Origin of the sequence: Streptomyces sp. SP18CS02, from assembly GCF_036322365.1 — a bacterium.
Lineage (GTDB): Bacteria > Actinomycetota > Actinomycetes > Streptomycetales > Streptomycetaceae > Streptomyces.
In genome coordinates this window covers 176,982-199,002 of record NZ_JAQYXC010000263.1, presented here as the reverse complement: position 1 = coordinate 199,002, position 22,021 = coordinate 176,982, and the positions used below count along the sequence as shown (strand labels likewise).

The 22,021-nt window shown below is 73.0% G+C and carries 21 protein-coding genes; 7 read left to right on the top strand and 14 right to left on the bottom strand.

All coding sequences use genetic code 11. The features are described from left to right. Nucleotides 1–41: 41 nt before the first annotated feature. The 9 genes from PUR26_RS07585 to PUR26_RS07545 all read right to left on the bottom strand — a co-directional run bounded on the left by PUR26_RS07585 (nucleotide 42) and on the right by PUR26_RS07545 (nucleotide 8,967). Nucleotides 42–1,100, bottom strand: a complete 1,059-nt coding sequence (locus PUR26_RS07585) for a 2-aminoethylphosphonate ABC transporter substrate-binding protein (RefSeq protein ID WP_329870464.1) — start codon at nucleotides 1,098–1,100, stop codon at nucleotides 42–44. An 18-nt stretch (nucleotides 1,101–1,118) separates the two neighbouring features. Further along, complete coding sequence (locus PUR26_RS07580; protein WP_329870462.1) at nucleotides 1,119–1,916, bottom strand: ABC transporter permease; 798 nt, start codon at nucleotides 1,914–1,916, stop codon at nucleotides 1,119–1,121. Further along, nucleotides 1,897–2,760, bottom strand: a complete 864-nt coding sequence (locus PUR26_RS07575; protein ID WP_329870461.1) for a 2-aminoethylphosphonate ABC transporter permease subunit — start codon at nucleotides 2,758–2,760, stop codon at nucleotides 1,897–1,899. Before PUR26_RS07575 ends, PUR26_RS07580 begins: the two co-directional genes overlap by 20 nt. After that, entirely contained in the window at nucleotides 2,753–3,808 is a 1,056-nt protein-coding gene (locus tag PUR26_RS07570) for an ABC transporter ATP-binding protein (protein ID WP_329870459.1), read from the bottom strand. Before PUR26_RS07570 ends, PUR26_RS07575 begins: the two co-directional genes overlap by 8 nt. After that, nucleotides 3,805–4,485: a phosphonatase-like hydrolase gene (locus PUR26_RS07565; protein WP_329870457.1), complete on the bottom strand. Its 681-nt coding sequence runs from the start codon at nucleotides 4,483–4,485 to the stop codon at nucleotides 3,805–3,807. The genes PUR26_RS07570 and PUR26_RS07565 overlap by 4 nt, the downstream gene beginning before the upstream one ends. Before the next feature lie 5 nt (nucleotides 4,486–4,490). After that, nucleotides 4,491–5,603, bottom strand: coding sequence for a TIGR03364 family FAD-dependent oxidoreductase (locus PUR26_RS07560; RefSeq protein ID WP_329870455.1), 1,113 nt, complete (start codon nucleotides 5,601–5,603; stop codon nucleotides 4,491–4,493). A 174-nt stretch (nucleotides 5,604–5,777) separates the two neighbouring features. Then, on the bottom strand, nucleotides 5,778–6,536 hold the full coding sequence (locus PUR26_RS07555) for a GntR family transcriptional regulator (RefSeq protein WP_329870453.1): 759 nt from the start codon (nucleotides 6,534–6,536) through the stop codon (nucleotides 5,778–5,780). Nucleotides 6,537–6,625: 89 nt separating this feature from the next. Continuing rightward, nucleotides 6,626–7,537 (bottom strand): hypothetical protein, encoded by a 912-nt coding sequence (locus PUR26_RS07550; RefSeq protein WP_329870452.1) that lies wholly within the window; start codon nucleotides 7,535–7,537, stop codon nucleotides 6,626–6,628. Between the two features lie 257 nt (nucleotides 7,538–7,794). Then, nucleotides 7,795–8,967, bottom strand: a complete 1,173-nt coding sequence (locus tag PUR26_RS07545) for an ROK family transcriptional regulator (RefSeq protein ID WP_329870450.1) — start codon at nucleotides 8,965–8,967, stop codon at nucleotides 7,795–7,797. Between the two features lie 56 nt (nucleotides 8,968–9,023). On the opposite strand from PUR26_RS07545, the gene PUR26_RS07540 reads away from it, so the two are divergent. Then, the gene (locus PUR26_RS07540; protein ID WP_329870448.1) at nucleotides 9,024–10,103 is read left to right on the top strand and encodes a Gfo/Idh/MocA family oxidoreductase; all 1,080 of its coding nucleotides are present in this window, start codon (nucleotides 9,024–9,026) and stop codon (nucleotides 10,101–10,103) included. After that, the gene (locus tag PUR26_RS07535; RefSeq protein ID WP_329870446.1) at nucleotides 10,100–10,567 is read left to right on the top strand and encodes a heme-degrading domain-containing protein; all 468 of its coding nucleotides are present in this window, start codon (nucleotides 10,100–10,102) and stop codon (nucleotides 10,565–10,567) included. The genes PUR26_RS07540 and PUR26_RS07535 overlap by 4 nt, the downstream gene beginning before the upstream one ends. Before the next feature lie 84 nt (nucleotides 10,568–10,651). On the opposite strand, the gene PUR26_RS07530 is transcribed toward PUR26_RS07535, so the two are convergent. The 5 genes from PUR26_RS07530 to PUR26_RS07510 all read right to left on the bottom strand — a co-directional run bounded on the left by PUR26_RS07530 (nucleotide 10,652) and on the right by PUR26_RS07510 (nucleotide 14,750). After that, complete coding sequence (locus PUR26_RS07530) at nucleotides 10,652–11,509, bottom strand: fumarylacetoacetate hydrolase family protein (protein ID WP_329870444.1); 858 nt, start codon at nucleotides 11,507–11,509, stop codon at nucleotides 10,652–10,654. Between the two features lie 116 nt (nucleotides 11,510–11,625). Beyond that, nucleotides 11,626–12,348: a YidC/Oxa1 family membrane protein insertase gene (locus PUR26_RS07525; RefSeq protein ID WP_329870442.1), complete on the bottom strand. Its 723-nt coding sequence runs from the start codon at nucleotides 12,346–12,348 to the stop codon at nucleotides 11,626–11,628. Nucleotides 12,349–12,665: 317 nt separating this feature from the next. Then, nucleotides 12,666–12,965: a DUF6412 domain-containing protein gene (locus tag PUR26_RS07520; RefSeq protein ID WP_329870440.1), complete on the bottom strand. Its 300-nt coding sequence runs from the start codon at nucleotides 12,963–12,965 to the stop codon at nucleotides 12,666–12,668. Nucleotides 12,966–13,041: 76 nt separating this feature from the next. Beyond that, complete coding sequence (locus tag PUR26_RS07515; RefSeq protein ID WP_329870439.1) at nucleotides 13,042–14,565, bottom strand: sodium:solute symporter family protein; 1,524 nt, start codon at nucleotides 14,563–14,565, stop codon at nucleotides 13,042–13,044. Then, nucleotides 14,562–14,750, bottom strand: a complete 189-nt coding sequence (locus PUR26_RS07510; RefSeq protein WP_329870437.1) for a DUF3311 domain-containing protein — start codon at nucleotides 14,748–14,750, stop codon at nucleotides 14,562–14,564. Before PUR26_RS07510 ends, PUR26_RS07515 begins: the two co-directional genes overlap by 4 nt. Nucleotides 14,751–15,034: 284 nt before the next feature. Here PUR26_RS07510 and PUR26_RS07505 point away from each other — a divergent pair, with 284 nt between their 5' ends. The 5 genes from PUR26_RS07505 (at nucleotide 15,035) to PUR26_RS07485 (ending at nucleotide 22,020) form a co-directional block, all read left to right on the top strand. Next, nucleotides 15,035–16,042: an SEC-C domain-containing protein gene (locus tag PUR26_RS07505; protein WP_329870436.1), complete on the top strand. Its 1,008-nt coding sequence runs from the start codon at nucleotides 15,035–15,037 to the stop codon at nucleotides 16,040–16,042. Nucleotides 16,043–16,224: 182 nt separating this feature from the next. Further along, a complete protein-coding gene (locus PUR26_RS07500; protein WP_329870434.1) occupies nucleotides 16,225–16,605 on the top strand; it encodes a hypothetical protein in 381 nt (126 codons plus the stop codon). A gap of 226 nt (nucleotides 16,606–16,831) precedes the next feature. Further along, nucleotides 16,832–17,341: an excalibur calcium-binding domain-containing protein gene (locus PUR26_RS07495; RefSeq protein WP_443077000.1), complete on the top strand. Its 510-nt coding sequence runs from the start codon at nucleotides 16,832–16,834 to the stop codon at nucleotides 17,339–17,341. 201 nt (nucleotides 17,342–17,542) lie between these two features. Further along, complete coding sequence (locus PUR26_RS07490) at nucleotides 17,543–19,084, top strand: ATP-binding protein (RefSeq protein WP_329870432.1); 1,542 nt, start codon at nucleotides 17,543–17,545, stop codon at nucleotides 19,082–19,084. 11 nt (nucleotides 19,085–19,095) lie between these two features. Further along, the gene (locus PUR26_RS07485; protein ID WP_329870430.1) at nucleotides 19,096–22,020 is read left to right on the top strand and encodes a Z1 domain-containing protein; all 2,925 of its coding nucleotides are present in this window, start codon (nucleotides 19,096–19,098) and stop codon (nucleotides 22,018–22,020) included. The last annotated feature ends 1 nt before the right edge of the window (nucleotide 22,021 follow it).

The following is a 22,021-nucleotide window of genomic DNA, read 5'->3' as shown; positions in this document are numbered from 1 at the left end:
GAGGGCGGGCCCGACGCCGCGACGTCCCCGCCGGACACGGCCTAGCTCCCGGTGGCCGCCTTCCAGGCGTCGATGTACGTCTTGAGGTTCTTGTCGATGTCGGCCCAGTCGGGTTCGAAGACGTCGACGCCCTCCATCAGCCGGGCCAGCGCGACGGCGTTGGCGTCGGTGGCACGGACGTCGTTACGGGCGGGGAAGCCGCCGCCGATCTCGCTGACCTGCCGCTGGGCCCGCTCGGCGAGCATGAAGTCGAGGAGCTTCCTGCCGTTGGCGGTGTGCGGGGCGCCCTCGACGAGGCCGGCGGCGTACGGGAGGGCGAAGGTGGTGGGCCTGCCGCCCTGCCTGGCGGGGAACCAGATGGCCAGGTTCGGCATGGACTTGGCCTGCGCGAAGTTCATCTGGACGTCGCCGTTGGCGACGAGGATCTCGCCCTTGTCGACCTTGGGCGCGAGCTTGGAGGTGGAGGACGACGGACCGACGTTGTTGGCCTGGAGCTTCTTCAGGTACTCCATGGCCGGCTCCCGGCCGCCGAAGTCGTGCATCGCCTTGATGACGACGGCGGTTCCGTCGCCGGCGACCCCCGGCGTGGAGTACTGGACCTTGTCGCGGTACTTCGGGTCGAGGAGCTCCTCCCAGGTCGTGGGCGGGGTCTTGAGCTCCTTCCTGTTGTGGACGAAGCCGAAGTAGTTGTTGACGACGGAGGTCCACTTGCCGTCGCCGGACTTGTCGGCCCCGTCGACCCGGTCGGCGCCCCGGGGCCGGTACGACTGGAGCAGCCCCTTGGAGTCGGCCTGCTGGATGAACGGCGGGAGGGTGACGAGGACGTCGGCCTGGGTGTTGCTCTTCTCGCGGGCGGCGCGCTGCACCATCTCGCCCGAACCGCCCTCCACGTACTTCACCTTGATCCCGGTCTCCTTCTCGAAGTCCTGGAAGACCCGGTCGTACCAGCCGTCGCCCTTCTCCCCCTTGAGGCCGTCGGCGCTGTAGACGGTGACGACCTTCTCGTCGGAGGCGGTGGAGGTGCCGCCGCAGCCGGTCAGGGTGACGGCGAGGGCGAGACCGGTGGCCGTGGCGGTGAGCGGCTTGAGGTGGGCGTGCATGGCGTGGGCTTCTCCTGACTAGCGGAAGGTGGCTCTGGTACGGAGGCGGGAGACGGCGAGCAGGACGAGCAGCGTCGTCGCCATGAGGACCACGGCGATGGCGGAGCCGGTGAACAGCGATCCCCGGTCGGTGGCCGTGAAGATCAGCACGGGCAGCGGGGTCCAGTCCGGCGGGTAGAGCATCATCGTGGCGCTGAGCTCTCCCATGGACAGGGCGAAGCAGAGTCCGGCCGCCGCGCTCAGGGACGGCAGCAGCAGCGGCAGTCTCACCCGCCACAGCACGCGCGCGGGCCGGGCGCCGAGTCCGGCGGCGGCCTGTTCGTACACCGGGTCCAGCCGCAGGAGGGCCGCCGAGACCGACTGGTACGCGAAGGCGGTGACGAGGACGGTGTGCGCGACGATCACGATCCAGCGCGTGCCGTTGAGGAGGAACGGCGACTGGGAGAAGGCGACCAGGACGGCGAGGCCGACGACCACGGACGGCACGGCGACCGGCAGCATGAACAGGGCGTCCAGCAGGCGGCGCCCGCGCCGGCCGAGGGCCGCGGCGGCGAGGGCGGCCCAGGCGCCGGTCACCAGGGCGAGGAGGCTCGCGGTGACGGCCGTGACCACGCTGGTGGTGAGCGCCTGGAGGGCTTCGCCGCGCAGGGCCGCCGTGTAGTGCCCGGTGGTGGGGCCGGAGGGGAAGGCGCCGGACCAGTTCGTCGAGAACGAGGCCGCGACGACGACGAGGAGCGGCAGGGCGAAGAGCGGCAGGAACAGGACGAGGAAGACGCCCCGCAGGATCCACCTGCCCCTAGCGGTGTGCACCAGCACGCCGGCTCACCCCCCGGTACAGCGCGTAAAGGCCCACGGAGAGCGCGATGTTGACGACGGCGACGACGCAGGCGGCCGGGTAGTCCGATTCGAGGATCGCCTTGCTGTAGACGAGCATCGGCAGGGTCGTCACGCCCTTGGCGCCGGTGAACAGGACGATGCCGAACTCGTTGAGGCACAGGACGAGGACGAGGCTTCCGCCCGCCGCGAGCGCGGGCAGCGCCTCGGGCAGGATCACCTGGCGCACGATCCGGGCGGGCCGGGCGCCGAGCGAGGACGCCGCCTCCAGCTGCCCGGTGTCCAGCTGGGCGAACGCGGCGAGCAGCGGACGCATCACGAAGGGCGTGAAGTACGTGATCTCCGCGAGGAGTACGCCCCAGGGCGTGGTCAGGAAGTGGAACGGGCCGCCGGCCGCGCCGGTGAGACCGGTCCACACCCCGTTGGCCATGCCGACCGTGCCGTAGATGAAGAGGAGGGCGAGCGTGATGAGGAAGGAGGGGAAGGAGAGGAAGACGTCGATGAACTTGGCGACCGCCTTCCCGCCGGGGAAGGGGACGAACGCGATGATCAGCGCGAGGACGAACCCGAGGACCAGGCACCCGGCGGTCGCCGCGGGGGCCAGCCACACGGTGGTGACCAGGGCGTCCCGGAAGGCCGGTGAGCCGAGGACGTCGCCGTACGCGCCGGGGGCGAGGGACTCCCGTACGACGAGCGCGAGCGGGTAGAGGAACAGGACCCCGAGGACGACGACGGGAGGCACCGTCCACACCCAGCGGGGCAGGGCCCTCCCGGGGGCGGCCTCTCGCGCGGGTGCCGGAGCCGCTGCCGGTGCGGCGTCAGTCATCGGTCACCCCCGCGGCGAGCAGGACCGCGTCCTCGGGGGCGAAGTGGAGGGTGACCTCGGCGCCGGGCGCGGGCGGGTCGCGCAGCTCGCGGACGTCCGCCTTGACCCGGTGGCCCGTCACGTCGACGTACAGCCGGTGCGCCGAGCCGCGCCACTGGACCTCGGCGAGCGTGCCGCGCAGGGTGTTGGGTCCCTCGCCGAGGCCCACGAGGTGCGGGCGCACGCACAGGGTGGCGGTGCTGCCGGGGGCCGTGTCCCGGCCGGTGGCGACCTTGAGGTCCCGGCCGCCGAGGCTGACCGTGCCCGATCCGACGGTCACCGGAAGCAGGTTGGCGTCGCCGACGAACGACGCCGTGAACTCCGTACGGGGGTTGCGGTACAGCTCGCGCGGGGTGCCGCAGTCGCGCAGCCGGGCCCGGTCCATGACGGCGATGCGGTCGGCCAGGGTGAGCGCCTCGACCTGGTCGTGGGTGACGTACAGGATGGAGACGTCGGGCAGCTCGCGGTGGAGCCGGGCCAGTTCGGTCAGCATGCCGGACCTGAGCCGGGCGTCGAGCGCGGAGAGCGGCTCGTCGAGGAGCAGTACGCCGGGCCGGATGGCGAGCGCGCGGGCGATGGCGACGCGCTGCTGCTGGCCGCCGGACAGTTCGCGCGGGTAGCGCCTGGCGTAGGCGGCCATGCCGGTCATCTCCAGCGCCTCGGCGACCCGTCCGGGGATCTCGCGCTTCGGCGCCTTCCGTGCCTTCAGTCCGAAGGCGACGTTCTGGTCGACGCGCAGGTGCGGGAAGAGGGCGTACTGCTGGACCACCATGCCGATGCCGCGCCGGTGGGGCGGCAGGTCCGTCACATCGCGGTCGCCGAGGAACACCCGCCCGGACAGCGGCCGTACGAACCCGGCGACCGCCCGCAGCGCGGTGGTCTTGCCGGACCCGGAAGGGCCGAGCAGGGCCATCACCTCGCCGGGTCCGACGGTCAGGTCGAGGGAGTCGAGGACGGTGGTGCCGCCGTAGGCGACGGAGACCCGGTCGAAGCGGATGCCGCCGCTCATGCGCGCTCCACGCGGGCGAGCAGCGCGGGCAGCTCGGCGACCGAGCCGAGGACGTGCGTGGCGCCGTGGTCCTCCAGCCGCTTCCGGTCGTGGGCGCCGGTCAGGACGCCCGCGACGACCCGGGCGCCGGAGCGGACGCCGCTGAGCATGTCGTACGAGGTGTCCCCGGCGACCGCGATGTCCTGGACGGCGGCCACCGCGCCGGTACGCAGGAACGCGGTGAGCACCATGTCCGGGTACGGACGCCCGCGACCGCCCGCGTCGGCGGGGCCGAGGGTGAGGTCGACGAGGTCCCCCCAGCCGAGCGCCGCCAGGATCGCGTCCTGGGTGACGCGCGCGAACCCGGTGGTCAGCACCACCGTGCGGCCCTGCGAGCGGAGTTCGGCGATGGCCTCGGCGGCTCCGGGGAGGGGGGAGACCCTGCCTTCGGCGACCAGTCCTCCGTACGCCTCCTCGAAGGCGGTGTTCGCCGCCCGCGCCTTGTCCTCGTCGCCGAAGAGGTGGCGGAAGACGGAGATCTTGGACTCGCCCATGGTGGCGCGTACATGGTCGAGCATCGTCGCCGGGTCGGCACCGAGGTGGCGGGCCGCGGCGGCGAAGGCCTCCTCGACGAGCCCTCCGTCGGCGACGGTGGTGCCGGCCATGTCCAGGACGACGAGATCGGTTCGGCTGCTCATGGGGGTCACCAGTTCAGTTCGTTCGCGGTGGTCTCGGCGATGGCGGGCGAGCACGTCATGCCGCGCCCGCCGGGCCCGGTCACCAGCCAGACGCCTTCGCGCACCTGCTGGCGGTGGACGACGCGGGCGGTGTCGGTGCACTGGGCGTACACCCCGGCCCAGCGGCGGCGGATCCTCGGGAGCGGGCGGCCGAGGAAGGACTCGACGACCCGGGTCAGGTGCTCGTAGGGGTCTTCGAGCGTGTCGAAGGCGAAGGGGTGCTCGTACTCGTGGGTGTCGCCGATGGTCAGCCCGCCGTCGAGACGCTGCACCATCAGCAGCTGCATCCGGTGCGCGGCGGCGACCGGCTCCTGCGGCTGGCCGGCCTCCAGGGCGGCCGAGTCGTAGGCCGGGTAGTAGCGGAAGCTGTCGGCGTCGGCGACGGAGGTGGTGAGCGCCTCGCCGAGCGGATCGGTCTGCATCATCTGGAGGCGTACCCGGCGTACGGGGACCTCTCCGGCGACCTCGCGGACGAGACCGCCGAGCCACGCGCCCGTGCACAGCACGACCGCGTCACCGGTGTGCAGGTCGCCGTGGTCGTCGCGGACCGCGTTCTCCCCGACGACCTCGCGGACCTCCCGGCCGGGGAGGAAGGTGTACCGCCCGGTCGCCAGCAGGGCGCGCCGGAGGGCGAGCTGGGCGGTGCGCGGCTCGACGGCCGCGTCCCGCTCGCACCACAGGGCGGCCGCGAAGTCGCCGCGCAGGGCGGGGTTGATGGCGCGGGCCTCGTCCGCGGTCACCACCCGGTAGCCGCGGGCGGCGGCGTCGGGGCGGGCGGCCGCGGCCTCGGCGACGGCCAGCTCCAGCTCCGTCCGTACGGGGGTGAGGGAGCCGATGGCGCGGAACCCGAGTTCCGGGACGCGGGCGCCGATCCCCTCCCACAGCGCCCGGGCGCGAAGCGCCGTCTCCAGCTCCTCGCCGCCCGCCCGGCCGCTGACCCAGATCTGGCCGAAGTTGCGCAGGGACGCGCCCCTGGCCTCGCTCTCGCGCTCGATGTGTACGACCTGATGGCCGCGTTCCACTGCGTGCCAGGCGTGCATGGTGCCCACCACGCCGGCTCCTACGACGATGATTCTCACGCCGCAAACGGTCGTGCGGGCGGGTGGCGGGGACGGGTCGCAGCGGCAACGGGAGGATGAACGGGCCCCCAAAATTGGACCAGACCCGTTATCTTCTCGTGATCTGACGATCCAGGGGGGAGGCGTGAGAGGGGAGCCGCGGGAGGCGGCCGGGCCTCCCGCGCGTGGCTCCGTTCAGCCGTCGAGGTGGGCCGTGAAGCTGAAGCGGTCGCCCCGGTAGAGCGTGCGCACCCGCTCCAGCGGCCGTCCGGCGGTGTCCCGGGAGACGCGGTGGATCAGCAGCATGGGCAGGGCGGGAGGGGTGCCGATGAGCAGGGCCTCGCGCGGCGTGGCCAGCACGGTCTCGATGCGTTCGTCCGCGTCGCCGAAACCGATGCCCAGCCGCTCGCGCAGGTACGAGTAGAAGGACGAGTCCGGTTCGAAATCCGTGCCGAGGTCCGGGACGCGGGCCTCCGAGACGTAGGTGCTCTCCAGGCCGACCCGCTCGTCGTCGGCGAGCAGTACCCGTTCCATGTGCCAGGCGGGCTCGCCGGCCGCGATGCCGAGCTCGGCGGCGAGGGCCTCGGGGCACGGGAAGCGCTCCAGGGAGACGAGGTTGCGGCCGGGCGTACGGCCCTGGCGGCGCACGCCCTCGGTGTAGCTGGCGAGCGAGAGCGGCTGGGCCAGCTTGGGCCCGGCGACGACCGTGCCGCGCCCCTGGCGGCGCAGCCTGCCCTCCAGCAGGAGCTCGCGGAGGGCCTGGCGCACGGTCTCGCGGGAGACCTCGTAGCGCACGGCCAGGTCGCGTTCGGTGGGCAGCGTCCCGCCCTCGCCCAACTCCTCGATGAGCGCCGCTACATGGGCCTTGACCGCGTAGTACTTGGGGATGCGGCCGTGCTCCGGGATGCCGGAGCGGACGGGAGCGCCAGGTGTCTGGCCGTTCGGGTAGTCCACGGGCTGGATGGTCGCATACGTATATGAACACGCGGGTGGACGCGGAGGTGAACGGTGGGGGGGCGAACGGCGCGGAGCACGGGCACGCTTCAGCCCCGGCCGCCCCTCCCGCGTCGCAGACGTCCGGCCAGCAGCAGCGTCCCGGCGCCCAGGACGAGAGCCAGGGCCGAGACACCGGCCATGAACAGGGAGTGGCGGCCGGTCTTCGGCAGCTCCTCGGCGGAGGGCTCCGCCGACCGCCCCGCCGACGGGGCGGCGGACGCCCGGACGTCCCCGGAGGGGTTCGGCGACGCCGGCCCGGACGCCTCCGGGGAAGCGCCGGCGGACGGACCGGTGGACGGGCCGCCGGAGGGACCATCGGAGGGACCGGTACCGGTGGACGGGCCGTCGGGCGACTTCCCGCCGGCGAGGGCGAAGCGGTAGTCGTCGGACTCCCCGACCCAGTCCCCGTCGTCGCCCTGGCGCTGGACGACGGCGGCCCTGGCCGTCACCTCGTTCGACCGGGCGTCGGCGGTGAAGGCCAGCCGGACGGGCACGGTGACGGTGCGGCCGGGCAGGACGGTGAACCCCGGGAGGCCGTCGTCCAGGACGGCGACCAGCTCGTTGCGGTCGGTCTTCTCCACGGTCACCGGCCGCAGGACACCGTCCCCCTCCTTCTGCTGGAACTCCAGGAGGAGCTGGGCCGGCGCGAGCGTCCGGTCCCGGTCGGTGAGGACCAGCACGGGGTGGATGTTCCGGCACGCCTCGGTGGTGGTGTTGGTGAGCTCGACGTACCAGGACCCGGGTCCGCCGCCGGGGCGGTACGTCTCCGGGCCGCCGCGGATGCGGGTGGTGAGGGGGAAGCCGGCGGCGGAGGCGTCGCCGCAGACCGGCTGCCGCTCGGGGACGGCGACCGCCCCGTCGCTCCCGGGCCGCGTCAGGGCGGCGGCGGGCGCGGTGAAGGGCAGGGGTGCGAGTACGGCGGCCGCGACGCCGGCGGCCAGGACGTTGCTCGGTCGCATGGGGGGCCTTTGCTGCTCGTGAGCGGGGGTGGGGGCGGGGACGTCGGCGCGCGGGCAGTCGTCCCGGAGAACCTCCCACGCGCACGCGTCCGGGCCACGCTCCTCCGCCCGGCCCCCGCCGGACGGACCTGCCGCTCCACCCGGTCGGCGCAGCGCGCGGACCGCCCGGGGCGGGTCCGCCGCCTCCCTCCCGCAGTCGGTCACGCCCGGCTCCCGGCACCCTCGCGGGGCCCCCGCCCCACCCCGTACGGCGGTCGTCAGAGCCCGAACACCGGAGCCAGGACCAGCTGGGCCGCGCCCTCGGCGACCGGGTGGGCCGCCCCTTCGGCGAGGGTGACGGGAACCGCCGGCTGCCCGCCCCCACCGCGTCGCGCCCGCTCCTCCAGGACGGCGCCGACCCCCCGTACGAACGTCTCCGGGGCCCCGGCGACGACCCGGCCGCCGAGCAGGACGCGGTCGATGTCGAGGAGCCCTGCCAGGTTGGCCGCTCCCTCGCCCAGCACCCTGGCCGCCTCGGACAGCTCCCCGCGCGCGACGGCCGCCAGGCACAGGGCCTCCAGGCAGCCCCGGCCGCCGCAACCGCAGGCGATCCCGTCGAGCTGGACGGTCTGGTGGCCGAACTCGCCCGCCGCCGTCCGCGCGCCCCGGTGCAGCGCCCCGCCGAGGACGAGCCCGGCGCCCAGCCCCGTACCGAGGTGGAGGTACGCGAACGAGTCGCCGCCCCGCCTCGGCCCGCCCCCGCCGCCGGCCGCGGCGCCCGGGAAGCCCTCGTCCGCGCGCGCGGCGGGCACCCCCTCGCGCGTCCGGGCCGGCGCGGCCCCGCGCAGGGCGAGGCCGAGCGCCGCCGCGTTGGTGTCCTTGTCCAGGACCACGGGCAGGCCGAGCCGCGCCGCCAGGGTGTCCCGCAGGGGGAAGCCGTCCCACTCGGGGAAGCCGGTCACGCGGTGCGGGACGCCCGTGAGGTGGTCGAGCGGCCCGGGCATGGCGACCCCGACGCCGAGGACCTCGCGTCCCGGTGCCGTCAGGGCGTCCACCTGCGCGGCGACGGCCTCCAGGACCGCCTCCGCGCCGGCGCCCAGGTCCAGCGGGGCGGTGCGCGCGGCGACCGGGGCACCCGCCAGATCGACCAGGACGGCGGTGAGCTCGTCCCGGTCCAGGTGCAGGCCCACGGCGTGGGCGGCCCCCGGCACCAGGGCCAGCACCGTGCGCGGCTTGCCGCCCGTGGAGGCGCGGCGGCCCGCCTCGGCGGCCAGGCCCTCCGCCCGCAGCCGCGCGGTGATCTTGCTGACGGCCTGGGGGGTGAGCCCGGTGCGCTCGGCGAGCTCCAGCCTGCTGATGCCGCCGTCGCCCGCCGTGCGCAGCAGGTCGAGCACGAGCGCGGCATTGTGGCTGCGCAGGGCCGGCAGGTTGACACCCGTATTGCTGTTCACGCCCCCATTGTCGCGTGCGCTTGCACTTTGGCAACAGCGTTGCTTAAGTGGGTGGCATGACTGGCACCGGCACCCCCCTGCGCGTCGGACTCGTCGGCTACGGCCTGGCGGGCTCCGTGTTCCACGCCCCGCTGATCGCCGCCACCGAGGGCCTGGCCCTGGACACGATCGTCACGTCGAATCCGGAACGGCGGGAGCAGGCCCGCGAGGAGTTCCCGGACGTCCGCTTCGCGGCCTCGCCGGACGAGCTGTGGGAGCGCGCGGACGCACTCGACCTCATCGTCATCGCCTCCCCCAACAAGACCCATGTCCCGGTCGCGACCGCCGCCCTGGAGGCGGGCCTCCCGGTCGTCGTCGACAAGCCGATCGCGGGCACGGCCGCCGAGGCGCGGGCGCTGGCCTCGCTCGCCGAGGAGCGGGGGCTGCTGCTCTCCGTCTTCCAGAACCGCCGCTGGGACAACGACTTCCTGACCCTGCGCTCCCTCGTCGAGCGGGGCGCTCTCGGCGACGTGCAGCGCTTCGAGTCGAACTTCGAGCGCTGGCGGCCGCGGTTGAAGGGCGGCTGGCGGGAGTCGGGGGCGCCGGAGGAGATCGGCGGCCTGCTGTACGACCTGGGCAGCCATGTCGTCGACCAGGCGCTGGTGCTCTTCGGTCCGGCCGTGCGGGTCTACGCCGAGTCGGACGTACGCCGGCCGGGCGCCCAGGCCGACGACGACACGTTCATCGCGATCACCCACGCCGGCGGAGTGCGTTCGCACCTGCACGTCAGCGCCACCACCGCCCAGCTCGGCCCGCGCTTCCGGGTGCTGGGCTCGCGGGCCGGTTGGGTGAAGTACGGCCTGGACCCGCAGGAGGCCGACCTGCGCGAGGGCAGGCGCCCCTCGGCGGACGGCACGTGGGGCGTCGAGGACGAGTCGCTCCGGGGCCGCCTGGGTGAGGGGGAGTCCCCGCTCACCGGTGGCGGCGAGCCGGTGCCGACGCTGCCGGGCGACTACCCGGCCTTCTACGCGGCGATCGCCACCGCGCTGCGCGACGGCACGGCCCCGCCGGTCACCGCCCACGAGGCCGCGGCCGCGCTGGACGTCCTGGAGGCCGCGCGCCGCTCGGCCCGCGACGGCGTGGCGGTGACGCTGTGAGCGAGGCTCCCGCCATCCCCGAGCTGGAGGCCCAGGAGGCCCGGCTGACGCTGACCCGCTTCACCCACGAGGACGCCTGGACGCTCGGGACGCTGCTCGTCGAGCTCGCCCGCGACCGCCGGGCGCCGGTGGCCGTCGACATCCGGCGTGGTGCCCAGCAGCTGTTCCACTGCGCGCTGCCCGGGTCGAGCGCGGACAACGACGCCTGGATCGACCGCAAGCGCCGGGTCGTCGAACGGTACGGCGAGAGCTCGCTGCTGGTCGGCGCCCGCTTCCGGGCCAAGGGAAAGACCTTCGAGGCGGACTCCCGGCTGGACCCCGACGTCTACGCCGCCCACGGCGGTTCGTTCCCGCTCACGGTCGAGGGCGCGGGCGTGATCGGCTCCGTGACAGTCTCGGGACTGCCGCAGGTGGAGGACCACGCGCTGGTGGTCGAGGCGCTGGAACGGTTCACGGCGGTGTGACACCGAAGGGGCCGCCCCCGGCGGGAGCGGCCCCTCTCCCAGCCGTGGGGCCGGCCCCCCGACGGGGCGGCCTTCCGGCCGCGCTCACGCGTCCTTGAGCTCCTGCCGCTGGCGGCCGAGGCCGTCGATCTCCAGCTCCACCACGTCACCCGCCCGCAGGTACGGCTTCGGCTCGGGCCGGCCCATCGCCACGCCCGCGGGCGTACCGGTGTTGATGACGTCGCCCGGGTAGAGGGTCATGAACCGGCTGACGTAGCGGACCACCTCCCCCACGGGGAAGATCTGGTCGGCGGTGCTGCCGTCCTGCTTCAGCTCGCCGTTCACCCAGAGCCTCAGCGACAGGGCCTGCGGGTCCGGCACCTCGTCCGCCGTCACCAGCCACGGGCCCAGCGGGTTGAACGTCTCGCAGTTCTTGCCCTTGTCCCAGGTGCCGCCGCGCTCCAGCTGGAACTCGCGCTCCGAGACGTCGTGCGCCACCGCGTACCCCGCCACGTGCGCGAGCGCGCTCTGGGCCGACTCCGCATAGCGGACCGTACGCCCGATGACCACCGCGAGCTCGACCTCCCAGTCGGTCTTGCGGCTCCCGCGCGGTACGAGCACGGTGTCGTGCGGCCCCACGACCGTGTCCGCCGCCTTGAAGAAGACGACGGGCTCGGCGGGCGGCTCGGCACCGGTCTCGGCCGCGTGGTCGTGGTAGTTCAGCCCGATGCACACGACCTTGCCGATCCGGGCCACCGGCGGGCCGACGCGCAGTCCGGCGGGGTCGAGGGCGGGCAGCACGCCGGCGCCGACGGCCGCCCTGATCCGGTCGAGCGCGGACGCGTCGGAGAGCAGGTTCCCGTCGATGTCCGACACCACCGCGGTCAGATCCCGCAGGGTGCCGTCCTGGTCGAGCAGGGCGGGCCGCTCGGCGCCCGCCGTGCCCACGCGCAGCAGCTTCATGGTCTTGATCCCTTGGTCGAGGTAGGCCCCGGCCGATGGGGTGCGGCCATCGGTGGATCGGTCGATCCTCCAAGACGGCGGCGCACCCCGCAAGACCCCGTTCACCCACTGGACCCTTACGCCATGGCGGCCGGCCCCGCCGCCGGCCCGTCCCGGTACAGGAACGCCCGCTCGACGGCGGTCCACGTGGTGCTGGTGACGACGTACAGCGCGGCGGCGAGCGGGACGACGGCGACCGTGATGAGGGTGGCGAAGGACAGCAGCGGCATCACCTTGGTCATGGCCCCGACGGCCGCCATGCCGGGCATGTCCTGCTGCGGCACCGGCGAGGCGGCCATCTGCCGCTTGGTGCGCCGGTACGTCCAGGTGGCGACCGCGGCGACGAGCGCGAAGAGCACCAGGTAGACCAGCCCGGCCCCGCCGAACGGCCCGCCGTGCGCGAGCGCGTCGGCCCAGTGGCCGTCGAGGGGCGCGGCGAGGAGCGTGTGGCCGGCCATCCTGCCGCCGGAGAAGAGGTGGTACATCAGGAAGAACGCGGGCAGCTGGAGCAGGCTCGGCAGGCAGCCGGCGAGCGGCGACACCTTCTCCTTGGCGTGCAGTTCGAGGATGGCCTTCTGGAGGCGCTCGGGGTTCTTGCCGTGCTTCTCGCGCAGGGCGGCGACCTGCGGGGCGAGCCGGGTCCTGGCCTTCTGGCCGCGCGCGGCGGCCCGGGAGAGCGGATGGATCGCCAGACGTACGAGCACGGTGAAGGCGACGATGGCGGCGGCGGTGGCCGACGCGCCGAAGAGGGGCTGGAGCAGGTCGGCGAGCTGCTCGACCAGCGAGGCGAAAACGGACATGGGGGAGCCCTCCGAGGGGTCTCGTCGTGCCGGGAAGACATACGGGTCGGCATGACGAACCGCGAGGGCGGGCCGTAGCGGGACACGGCTCCCGGGCCCCGTGCGGAGCCCGGGAGCCAGAGCCCCCTCGAAGAAGCCCGGAAGCCCGGGAGCCCGGGAGCCCGGGCCCCGTGCGGAGCCCGGAATCCCGGGAGTCCGGTTCACGGGAGTCCGGGTCACGGGGGCCTCTGGCCCGGGGCCTGGTCCGGCTTGGGCCGTCACCGGGCCGGAGGTCCGGACCAGGTCCGGGACAGGGCGGGCCGTTGGGGGAAGGCGCCCTACGCGGTCGTCGGAAGGAGACGTCCGGGCGCCCGGGGCCGCCTGCGCCCCGACGCGTCGGGGTCGCGCTGCGGCAGGAAGGCCGTGCGCTGCTCACGGTCGCGGATGGCGGTGCGCACCCGGGTCGGCGGTACGGCAGGAACCGTGCGCGCGCTGATGAGGGCGCACACGACGAGCGCGGAACCCGCGGCGGCCGTGGCGGCGAGGGCGACGGCGGCGGAGAGTCCGCCGCCTTCGATGAGCAGCACCTCGGTGAGCAGGAAGAGCAGCAGACCGACGGAGCGCAGCAGACCCGTCACTGTCCCTCCCCTCCCGGGCGCACCCTCGTGCCCTCAGGCGCGCATCCTCTCGTACACCTGAAGGACGACCGTACGGTCAGACAGGTTCCCGCGTCGCCCCGGTCTTCTCGGCGCGCGGCTCCGCGCCCGTGAGCCTCTCGTAGGCCAGCACGTCCTCGTCCGGCCGCTCGTCCCGGTCACGCGGCCCCGCGTACGTGACCGCGAGCGCGACCGCGAGGTTGGCCGCCAGCGCCACGACCCCGGCGTTGACCCCGCCGACCGGGTCGTTCCCGGTGAAGACGAGGGCGCAGACCACGGCGACCCCGGTGGCCAGACCGCTCACCGCCCCGGCGAGGGTGAGCCTGCGCCAGACCAGCCCGAGCAGCAGCATCGGCAGCAGCTGCGCCATCCCCTCGTACGAGATCAGCGAGAGCCGCACCAGGGTGTTGGGCGCGGCGTACGTCAGCACGAGCGCCAGTGCGCCCGCCGCCACCACGACGACCTGTGAGGCGCCCTTCTCCCGGCCGTGCCACCTCGGCACGAGGGACAGCACGCTGCGGCCCCACATGGTGCCGATGACCAGCATGAAGACGGCCATGGGGACGATCGAGGACAGCGCCGCCGCGACCCCGATCAGCCCGACCGCCCAGGCGGGCAGCGAGTCGACGACCAGCCGGAACAGCGCCAGGTTCGAATCGGCGCCGGTCAGGCCGGGCACCACGAACGCGGCCGCCAGCCCCAGCAGCATCGGTACGAAGAGGAGGACGTTGTAGGCGGGCAGCCAGATGGCGTTGCGGCGCAGCACGTCGGCGTCGCGGGCGCCGAGGTAGCCGGCGACGGTGGTGGGGAAGATGACGACGGTCAGGGCGTTCAGCAGGGTCGTGGTCGCGAACCAGGCGACGCCGAAGCCGCCTCCCCCGTGGCCGGGGAGGGTCAGCCACTCGCGCTTCTCGGTGACGACCCGGTGGAGGAAGTCCCCGTACCCGCCGAAGTAGTGCGTGGGCACGTAGACCGCGAGGAAGGCGAGCGTCCCGATCACCGTCGCGTCCTTGAGGACGGACACCCAGGCGCTGCCGCGCAGACCGCTGACCACGACGAAGCCGGTGGTGACGGCGAAGGCGACGAAGTACGCGGTGCCGAGCCCGACCGTCCCGTAGGAGATGACGGACAGGACCACGCCCATACCGGTGATCTGGAGCTGGATGTACGGCAGCAGGAAGACGGTGGCGAGGACGGCGACCGCCGCCCCCAGCCATGGCCTGCCGTACCGGTGGGCGACCATGTCGGTGATGCCGACGAGCCCGTGCTTGCGCGCGTAGCCCCAGAGCATCGGCCCCACGACGTACCCGAGCGCGTATCCGCACGACATGTACGCGACGACGTAGAGCACCGGTGCGCCGTAGTCGTAGCCCCATCCCGCGGCGCCCAGATAGCTGAAGCTGGTGTACCCCTCCCCCGCCATCAGCACCCAGATGAAGACGGTGCCGAGGCTGCGCCCGCCGACGGACCACTCGGCGAGGCCGCCCGCACCGCCGCCCCGTCCCCGTACCGCGAGCAGGCCGAGGGCGACGGTCGCGACCATGAAGACCCCGAAGACCGAGGTGGCGACGGCGGCGTTCACCGGTGGTCCCCCCGCCAGGCGAGCCAGACCGCGACCGGCGTCACCAGGGTCGCGGCGAGCAGCCACACGAAGAGGAACGGCAGCCCGAGAAGAACCGGCTCGACCCTGTTCACCAGCGGCAGCGCCCCGGCGAACAGGACGAACGGAACGAGCAACCACAACAAATGGGGCCTGCGTCTGATCACTCAGGGACCCTAACGCGGAGGCGTTCCCCGCCGGCCTTCCCCCTGCTCCCGCCCGGCTTCTCCCGGTCGTCCCCGGTTCTCTCCCCCGCGACGGGCCGGTGCGCGCGGCCGTCCGCGACCGGGCCGTGACCCGTCGACCGGGTCCCGCGGCGGCCCCGCCGACGGGCCCCGCGACCGGTGGCCGGTCGCGTGCCCGGTCCCGGAAACCGCTCGCCCGGCAACTCACGGGAGCGGGAGCCGGAACGTCTCCGCCCCGCGCCCCGCACAGCAGTACGGTAGCCACCATGCGCCCCGACACGCCTGCCGCCCACATCGCCGAAGCCGAGCGTCTGCTGCGCACCGCGGCCCAGTACCCGGCGGACCACGAGCCGCTGCTGCTGCGCGCCGCGGCCCATCTGGAACTCGCCGGCGACCGCACCCGTGCCACCACGCTGTACGACAGCCTCCTCGCGACCGAACCGGAAGACCCGCACCTGATCAAGGCCCTGAAGGCCGCCAACCTGTGGGAGTACGGCCACGAGGCCGAGGCCCGCGCCATCATCGAGGGCATCCGCGCGGCGGCCCCGGCCGACGCGGCCGCCTGGGCGATCGTCGCCGAGACCCTGGAGGCGCACGACGAGCTGGAGGCGTCGGAGGCGACGTTCACGGCCGCGGCGACCCTGCTGGTCCCGTCCATCGACGACGAGGTCCCGTACGCGTCGCAGTCCCTCCTCATGGGCCGCCACCGGGTCCGCCGCCTGCTCGGGACGCGGCACGACGACTGGGACGTCCTGGCCGACCGGCTCCACACGGGGGCGGTGCCGCTGGACGAGCTGCACGACCCCAAGCGCCTATGGTCGCTGGGGTCGTCCGACCCCGCGGAGCTGCGGGCGGAGATCACCCGGCTGCGCAGCGAGCTCGGCTCGTACCGGACGGCCCTGTCGCGGCCGTTCCCGGTCGCGGTGCTGCTGTGGCCCGCCGAGGAGCTGGCCGAGCTGCTGGAGGCGTACCCGGAGCTGGAGTCCGAGTACCCGACGCACGCCGCGCACCTCACCGACATCGAGGCGTCCCTGCGGGAACTGGCCGCCGCGGGCACCCCGAACCTGGGCGTCGTGCAGGGCACCGTCCCGTCGTACGAGGCGTTCGCGGCCTCCGAGGCGGCGTCGCCCTCGACGGCGGCGCTGCTGCCGCAGTACGCCACGACCCTGGCGGCGCGCGGTCTCGCGACCCCGTGGCCGCCCTCGAAGACGGCTCCCTGCTGGTGCGGCTCGGGCACGCCGTACGGCGAGTGCCACGGCACCGCGCACCACTGACGGGGCGCCCCCGCCCCCGGGGCCGCCGCGACCGGCCGGCCCCGGGCGTGACCCCGCGACCTCCTCGATCGGGTGAGGCGGAAACGTTACGACGTAGTGCGTCCGGGTGACGCGCCTCTTTCCGGGGCGGCGGCCGGGTAGCGCTGAGGAGCCAACCACCCCCGGAACAAAGGGTTGTCCTCATGCGCCTTCGCCCCGGTCTCCGTTCCCGGCTCCGCCCCCGCCTTCGTACGTCCCTGGCCGCCGCGCTCGGCGCCCTCACGCTGCTCGTCGCCGTACCCGGACCGGCCTCGGCCGCCTCGGGCCAGTTCCGCTACACGTACGTGACGGACGAGGGCTACGAGGCGGTCGGCTTCTTCTTCGACCCGCCGAGCGGCCAGTGCGTGAACCTCCCGGGCGCCGGCTCCGACGACCTGCCGCCCGCGTACGCGCCGAAGAACCTCACCGACGCGTCGGCCACGGTCTTCCTGGCCGCCGGCTGCGCGGGCGACACCTTCTACACCCTGCGCCCGGGAGGCGGCGCCTCGGACCGTCTGCTGGTGCGCTCGGTCGTCTTCTCCTGACCCGGCCCGCACCTGGCGCCCGCCGCGCCCCCGCTCACGAGCGGGGGCGCGGCAGCGTCCTGCGCGGCAGCAGACCCGAACAAACGTCCACAGGGGCGACTTCCGGCCTTCGCCTGTTCTTCCTGCCACGCCTCCAGTAGTTTCACGCTCAACCACCACGGCCGTCGACTGGCCACACTCCCCCCACGCAGTCCCAGTCCCTGTGTGAGCGAGGGAGAACCGCGCCATGACCAACCCGTACCAGCAGCAGCCCTTCACCCCGGGCGCCGCCGCCGCACCGGCCCACCACCCTGCGCCGCAGCGCCCGCCGCACCGCATGAAGCGCGTCTGGGGCGGTGGACTGCTCCTGCTGCTGATCGGCACCGGCTGCGGGGCCCTGGGCTCCGGGGACGGCACGAAGCCGGCGGCCGGGCCCGCACCGGCCACCACGGTGACGGCCACCGCCACGGTGACCGCGACGCCCACGGCCGCACCGGCCCCCGCACCGACGGTCACCGCGACCGCGACCGTCACGGCGACGGCCACCGTCACCGCCACCCGTCGGGCCGCCGTCGACAACAGCTCCGGCAACGACGACGTCCCGGCCGACGACAGCGACAGCGGGGGCGGGAGCGTCTACTACAGCAACTGCGCGGCGGCCCGCGCGGCCGGAGCGGCCCCGGTCCACCGCGGCGAACCGGGCTACGCCCCCCACCTGGACCGCGACAACGACGGCGTGGGCTGCGACAACGGCTGACACCCCGACGGGCCCGGCCCCGGGGCTCCGGCCCCGGGCCGGTGCGGCACCACGGGCCGGAATCCGCACTCTTTCGTCACTTCGGGGGACTCTGTGTCTCTCCACACTTACGTGCAGTATTTTCACACTTAACAATTGCCGTTCGACTGGTGTCTCCTCCCCCCACTCAGGCCCAGTCACCTGTGTGTGCGAGGAACATTCATGCCTTACGAGCCCAGTGCCGCGTGGCAGTACGACGTACCGACCAGCGGCAGCAAGCGGCTCCCGCCCGCGGCCCGCTACATGGAGTCCCTGACGCACCAGGGGTACGGGTTCGAGGCCGCCATCGCCGACCTCATCGACAATTCCATCGACGCCGGTGCGCAGAACGTCGTGGTCAGCTTCCTCCGCGACGAGGACCGGCTCGTCTCCCTGCTCGTGATCGACGACGGCAAGGGCATGAACGACGACGAACTGGACGTCGCCATGACCGTCGGCGGCCGGGAGGGCTACGCCGACTCGGCCCTCGGCCACTTCGGCGCCGGTCTGAAGGCGGCGTCCCTCTCGCACGCGAACGCTCTGACCGTCGTCAGCCGCACCAAGCGAAGCCCTGCCACCGGGCGCCGCTGGCTGACCGCCCGGGCACAGGCCGACTTCAGCTGCGACATCGTCGACGCCAAGTACTGCCAGAACCTGATCGACCGTTACGACGGCGTCATCGGCTGGCACGGCACCATCGTCCGGTGGGACGGGGTCCGCTCGTTCGAGACCATCATTGAGGGGCAGACCGACCGCTTCCTCAACGAGACCATCGAGCGCCTGGAGACCCATCTCGGCCTCTATCTGCACCGGTTCCTGAGCCGCGAGGGCTTCCACATCGACATCGTGGTCGAGGACGTACGCACCCGCGACGAGCTGGACCACCGCGGCATCGAGGCGATAGACCCCTTCGGCTACCGCGTCCCGGGCCGCCCCGGCTACCCACGCACGTACACCGCACCGGTCGAGGGCGTCGGCGACGTACGGATGAGCGCCCATATCTGGCCCCCGAAGTCCCCGCTCGTCGCCTTCCGCGGCATCGGTGCGCTGGCCGACCGCCAGGGTTTCTACATCTACCGCAACGACCGGCTCGTCCAGGCCGGCGGCTGGAACGGCACGCGCAGCGGCGAGACGCACCACAATCTGGCCCGCGTCGCCATCGACCTGCCCGCGCAGCCGAACGAGGTCTTCTCCCTGACCGTCAAGAAGGACGGTGTGAACGTCACGCCCGCCTTCGCCAGGGGCCTGGAGAAGGCCACCGACACCGACGGCCACACCTTCGCCGCGTACCTGGCCGAATCGGAGACGACCTACCGCGAGGCCGCACGGCGCTCCACCGAGGTCCACCGCAAGGAGGTCGTCCCGCCGGGCAAGGGCATCGACCCGAAACTGAAGCGGGTGCTCCGCGACGAGCTGCCGGAACTGGAGGGCGAGGACCCCATCACCTTCCGCTGGGAAGCCCTGCCGGACGGCACCTTCTTCGACATCGACCGTGAGGAGCACGTCGTCCGCCTCAACAGGGAGTTCCGGCAGGCGTTCAACGGTGACCGGCGCGCCGGTTCGAACGACGCCCCCGTACTCAAGGGCCTGCTCTACCTGATGCTGGAGAAGAACTTCCGCATGGGCCGCTCCAGTGCCCAGCGCGACGACGAGATGGCCCTGTGGAACAGCGTCCTGCTGTCGGCCGCCCAGTGTGAGATCGCCCGCTTCGAAACCGGCCGCTGAAGGAACGCGCAATGACCGATCACCTGCTCAACCTCCACGGCGACGTGCTGGCCGCGATGCGGCGCGGGCCGAAGCCGTTCGCGAAGCTGGCCTTCACGCTCTCCGAGGCCGAGGAACCGGCGGACACCGCCCTGACGCACTTCCGCGACCGTCTGATGACCGCCGGCGCCGGTGACGAGCTCACCGCACTGTGGCACCGCTCGCTGACCGCCTGGGACCTCGACGAGCACGCCACCTGGTCCGACGCCCGGCCGCGTACGGACGAACGGCGCACCGACACGTACAACCGCCTCGGCTTCGGCGCCGACCTGCGCAAGGCACTGGACGCCGCGGTCCCGGTCTTCAAGGAGCCCGGTGCCGTCGTCATCAGCCGCGACTTCCACCCGTGGTACACCCGCGAATCGGCCGCCAACCGCTCCTTCTACTGGCCGTCGTACGAGAAGCTGCTGCGTCGCAAGGGCTGGAGCGACGCGGCCGTCTCCTCGCTGGACGAGGCGTCGCACGCGGTCGTGGAACGCCTCGCGGACCCCACGCGCGCCGAGGCGTACAGCGCCCGCGGCCTGGTCGTCGGGTACGTGCAGTCGGGCAAGACCGCCAACTTCACGGGTGTCACGGCGAAGGCCATCGACGCCGGGTACCGCCTGGTGATCGTCCTCGGCGGCACGCTCAACCTCCTTCGCGGCCAGACGCAGCGCCGTATCGACATGGAGCTGACGGGCCAGGAGAACATCCTGCGCGGCGCCGACCCGCAGGACCTCGACGCCCTGGTCGACGTGGACTATCAGGACGACGAGGACTGGCCGGCGAAGTTCGTCTCCCACGGCGGCCGCCCCTCCTCGCTGGGCGCCTTCGACATCGAACGCCTCACGACCCGTGACGACGACTACAAGTCACTGCTCAGCGGCATCCGGGCGCTGGAGATCGACAAGCAGTCCCACGCCCTTCCGCTCTACGCCCCGGAGAACCTGCACCGCGCGGCGGCCCGTGTGATGGTCGTCAAGAAGAACAAGGCCGTACTGACGAAGCTCGTCAAGGACCTCAAGAGGATCGGCCCGCTGCTCGGCGAGATCCCGGCCCTGATCATCGACGACGAGTCGGACCAGGCTTCGGTCAACACGACGGACCCGAAGAAGTGGGAGGCCGGCAAGGTCTCGCGCACGGCCATCAACGCACTCATATCGGAGCTGCTGTCACTGCTCCCCCGCGCCCAGTACGTCGGCTATACGGCGACCCCGTTCGCCAACGTCTTCGTCGATCCGGGTGACGGCGAGGACATCTTCCCCCGGGACTTCCTCATCTCCCTGCCCCGGCCGACCGGCTACATGGGGGTTCAGGACTTCCACGACCTCGACGACCCGACCGGAAGGGCGGAGGAGACCCACGTACGGGGAATCTACGACGACACCGGTGACCGCCTCCAGGAGGCGATGGACTCCTTCCTCCTCACGGGTGCCCTGAAGCTCTACCGGGCCGGCCACGGGGTGCCCGAGGGCCCGTTCCGCCACCACACGATGCTCGTCCACGAGTCCGTCCGGATGGACGACCACGCGGGCCTCGCCCTGCGCATCAACACCATGTGGCACAACGCGGCCTACACGGGCCACGACGGCCACGCCCGTCTGGAGCACCTGCTCACGCGCGACTTCCAGCGGTACGCCGCCGAGGACCTGCCCATGCCGGCCTCGTACGCCGAACTGAAGCCGTACGTCTTCGAGGCCCGCCGGCTCATCAACTCCGGCGGAAGCCCGGTCGTCGTGGTCAACGGTGACACGGACCGCTACTTCGAACAGATCGACCTGGACTTCGACCGCACCCCGCACGTCTGGAAGATCCTGGTCGGCGGCACCAAACTGTCCCGCGGGTTCACGGTGGAGGGCCTGACGGTCACGTACTACCGGCGCACGACGCAGCAGGCGGACACCCTCATGCAGATGGGCCGCTGGTTCGGCTTCCGCCCGGGCTACCGCGATCTGGTGCGCCTCTTCATCGGCCGCGAGGAACAGCTGACGAAGACGAAGACGGTGGACCTGTACGAGGCGTTCGAGGCCATCTGCCGCGACGAGGAGCTGTTCCGCGAGCAGCTCGCCCAGTACGCCGAACTGGTCGACGGCCGCCCTCAGCTCACCCCGGCCCAGGTCCCGCCGCTCGTCTCCCAGCACCTGCCCTGGATCAAGCCGTCGGCCAGGAACAAGATGTTCAACGCGGAGCTGGTGGAGCTCCGCACTCCCGGTGAATGGGTGGAACCGCCGGCCTATCCGGAGACCGGTCCGGAGCTCCGCCGCAACGTGGAGCTCTGGGAACCCCTGCTGTCCACGCTGAGCGGCCCCCCGGCCACACTTACATACCCCTCCACCGGGGTGGGCCCCCATGGCAGGTACGAAGCTCTCCTGACCGAGGTGTCCCACGGGCAGCTTCTCGGGGTCCTGCGAGGCCTTCGCTGGTCGGTACCGGACCACTTCGCGCCGCATATGGAGTACCTCGACTCGCTCGGACGGACTCCCGGGCAGATCGACGACTGGCTCGTGGTGGTTCCACAGCAGACGGCCACCGACCGCGTCGAGGCTTCGCTGCTGGGCTCGCGGCCGCTCACCTTTGCGACACGCGCGCGGCGACGAGGCCCACTGTTCGGTGCCATCAGCGAGCCCAAGCATCGTCCTGCCGCCTTGCGGATCGCGGGAGCTCGGCCACCGTCCGATGACCCGTTCCTCGAATCGCTGGTACGGGAGCGACGCGGTGTCCTCGTCCTGTACCCCGTGATCGAATCCGGCACCCAGCCGATCACGGGCGGCATAGCGGACCCGAGCAAGGTCGTCATGGCGTTCGCGATGGTGGCCCCGGCATCGGCCACCGACCGGCACCAGGGCCTCGCACGCTTCCGTACGATCGATTCGAGGCAGAAGGAGTCGGCGATCATCGATCGACCCGTCGGTCGGTAGG

Bases quoted from the DNA above. Each gene is read 5' to 3' on its own strand.
- PUR26_RS07570 (WP_329870459.1), bottom strand. From the start codon at position 3,808: ATGAGCGGCGGCATCCGCTTCGACCGGGTCTCCGTCGCCTACGGCGGC.
- PUR26_RS07500 (WP_329870434.1), top strand. From the start codon at position 16,225: ATGCGCCTTCGCCCCGGTCTCCGTTCCCGGCTCCGCCCCCGCCTTCGT.
- PUR26_RS07585 (WP_329870464.1), bottom strand. From the start codon at position 1,100: ATGCACGCCCACCTCAAGCCGCTCACCGCCACGGCCACCGGTCTCGCC.
- PUR26_RS07530 (WP_329870444.1), bottom strand. From the start codon at position 11,509: ATGAAGCTGCTGCGCGTGGGCACGGCGGGCGCCGAGCGGCCCGCCCTG.
- PUR26_RS07495 (WP_443077000.1), top strand. From the start codon at position 16,832: ATGACCAACCCGTACCAGCAGCAGCCCTTCACCCCGGGCGCCGCCGCC.
- PUR26_RS07565 (WP_329870457.1), bottom strand. From the start codon at position 4,485: ATGAGCAGCCGAACCGATCTCGTCGTCCTGGACATGGCCGGCACCACC.
- PUR26_RS07575 (WP_329870461.1), bottom strand. From the start codon at position 2,760: ATGACTGACGCCGCACCGGCAGCGGCTCCGGCACCCGCGCGAGAGGCC.
- PUR26_RS07505 (WP_329870436.1), top strand. From the start codon at position 15,035: ATGCGCCCCGACACGCCTGCCGCCCACATCGCCGAAGCCGAGCGTCTG.
- PUR26_RS07490 (WP_329870432.1), top strand. From the start codon at position 17,543: ATGCCTTACGAGCCCAGTGCCGCGTGGCAGTACGACGTACCGACCAGC.
- PUR26_RS07540 (WP_329870448.1), top strand. From the start codon at position 9,024: ATGACTGGCACCGGCACCCCCCTGCGCGTCGGACTCGTCGGCTACGGC.
- PUR26_RS07550 (WP_329870452.1), bottom strand. From the start codon at position 7,537: ATGCGACCGAGCAACGTCCTGGCCGCCGGCGTCGCGGCCGCCGTACTC.
- PUR26_RS07485 (WP_329870430.1), top strand. From the start codon at position 19,096: ATGACCGATCACCTGCTCAACCTCCACGGCGACGTGCTGGCCGCGATG.
- PUR26_RS07525 (WP_329870442.1), bottom strand. From the start codon at position 12,348: ATGTCCGTTTTCGCCTCGCTGGTCGAGCAGCTCGCCGACCTGCTCCAG.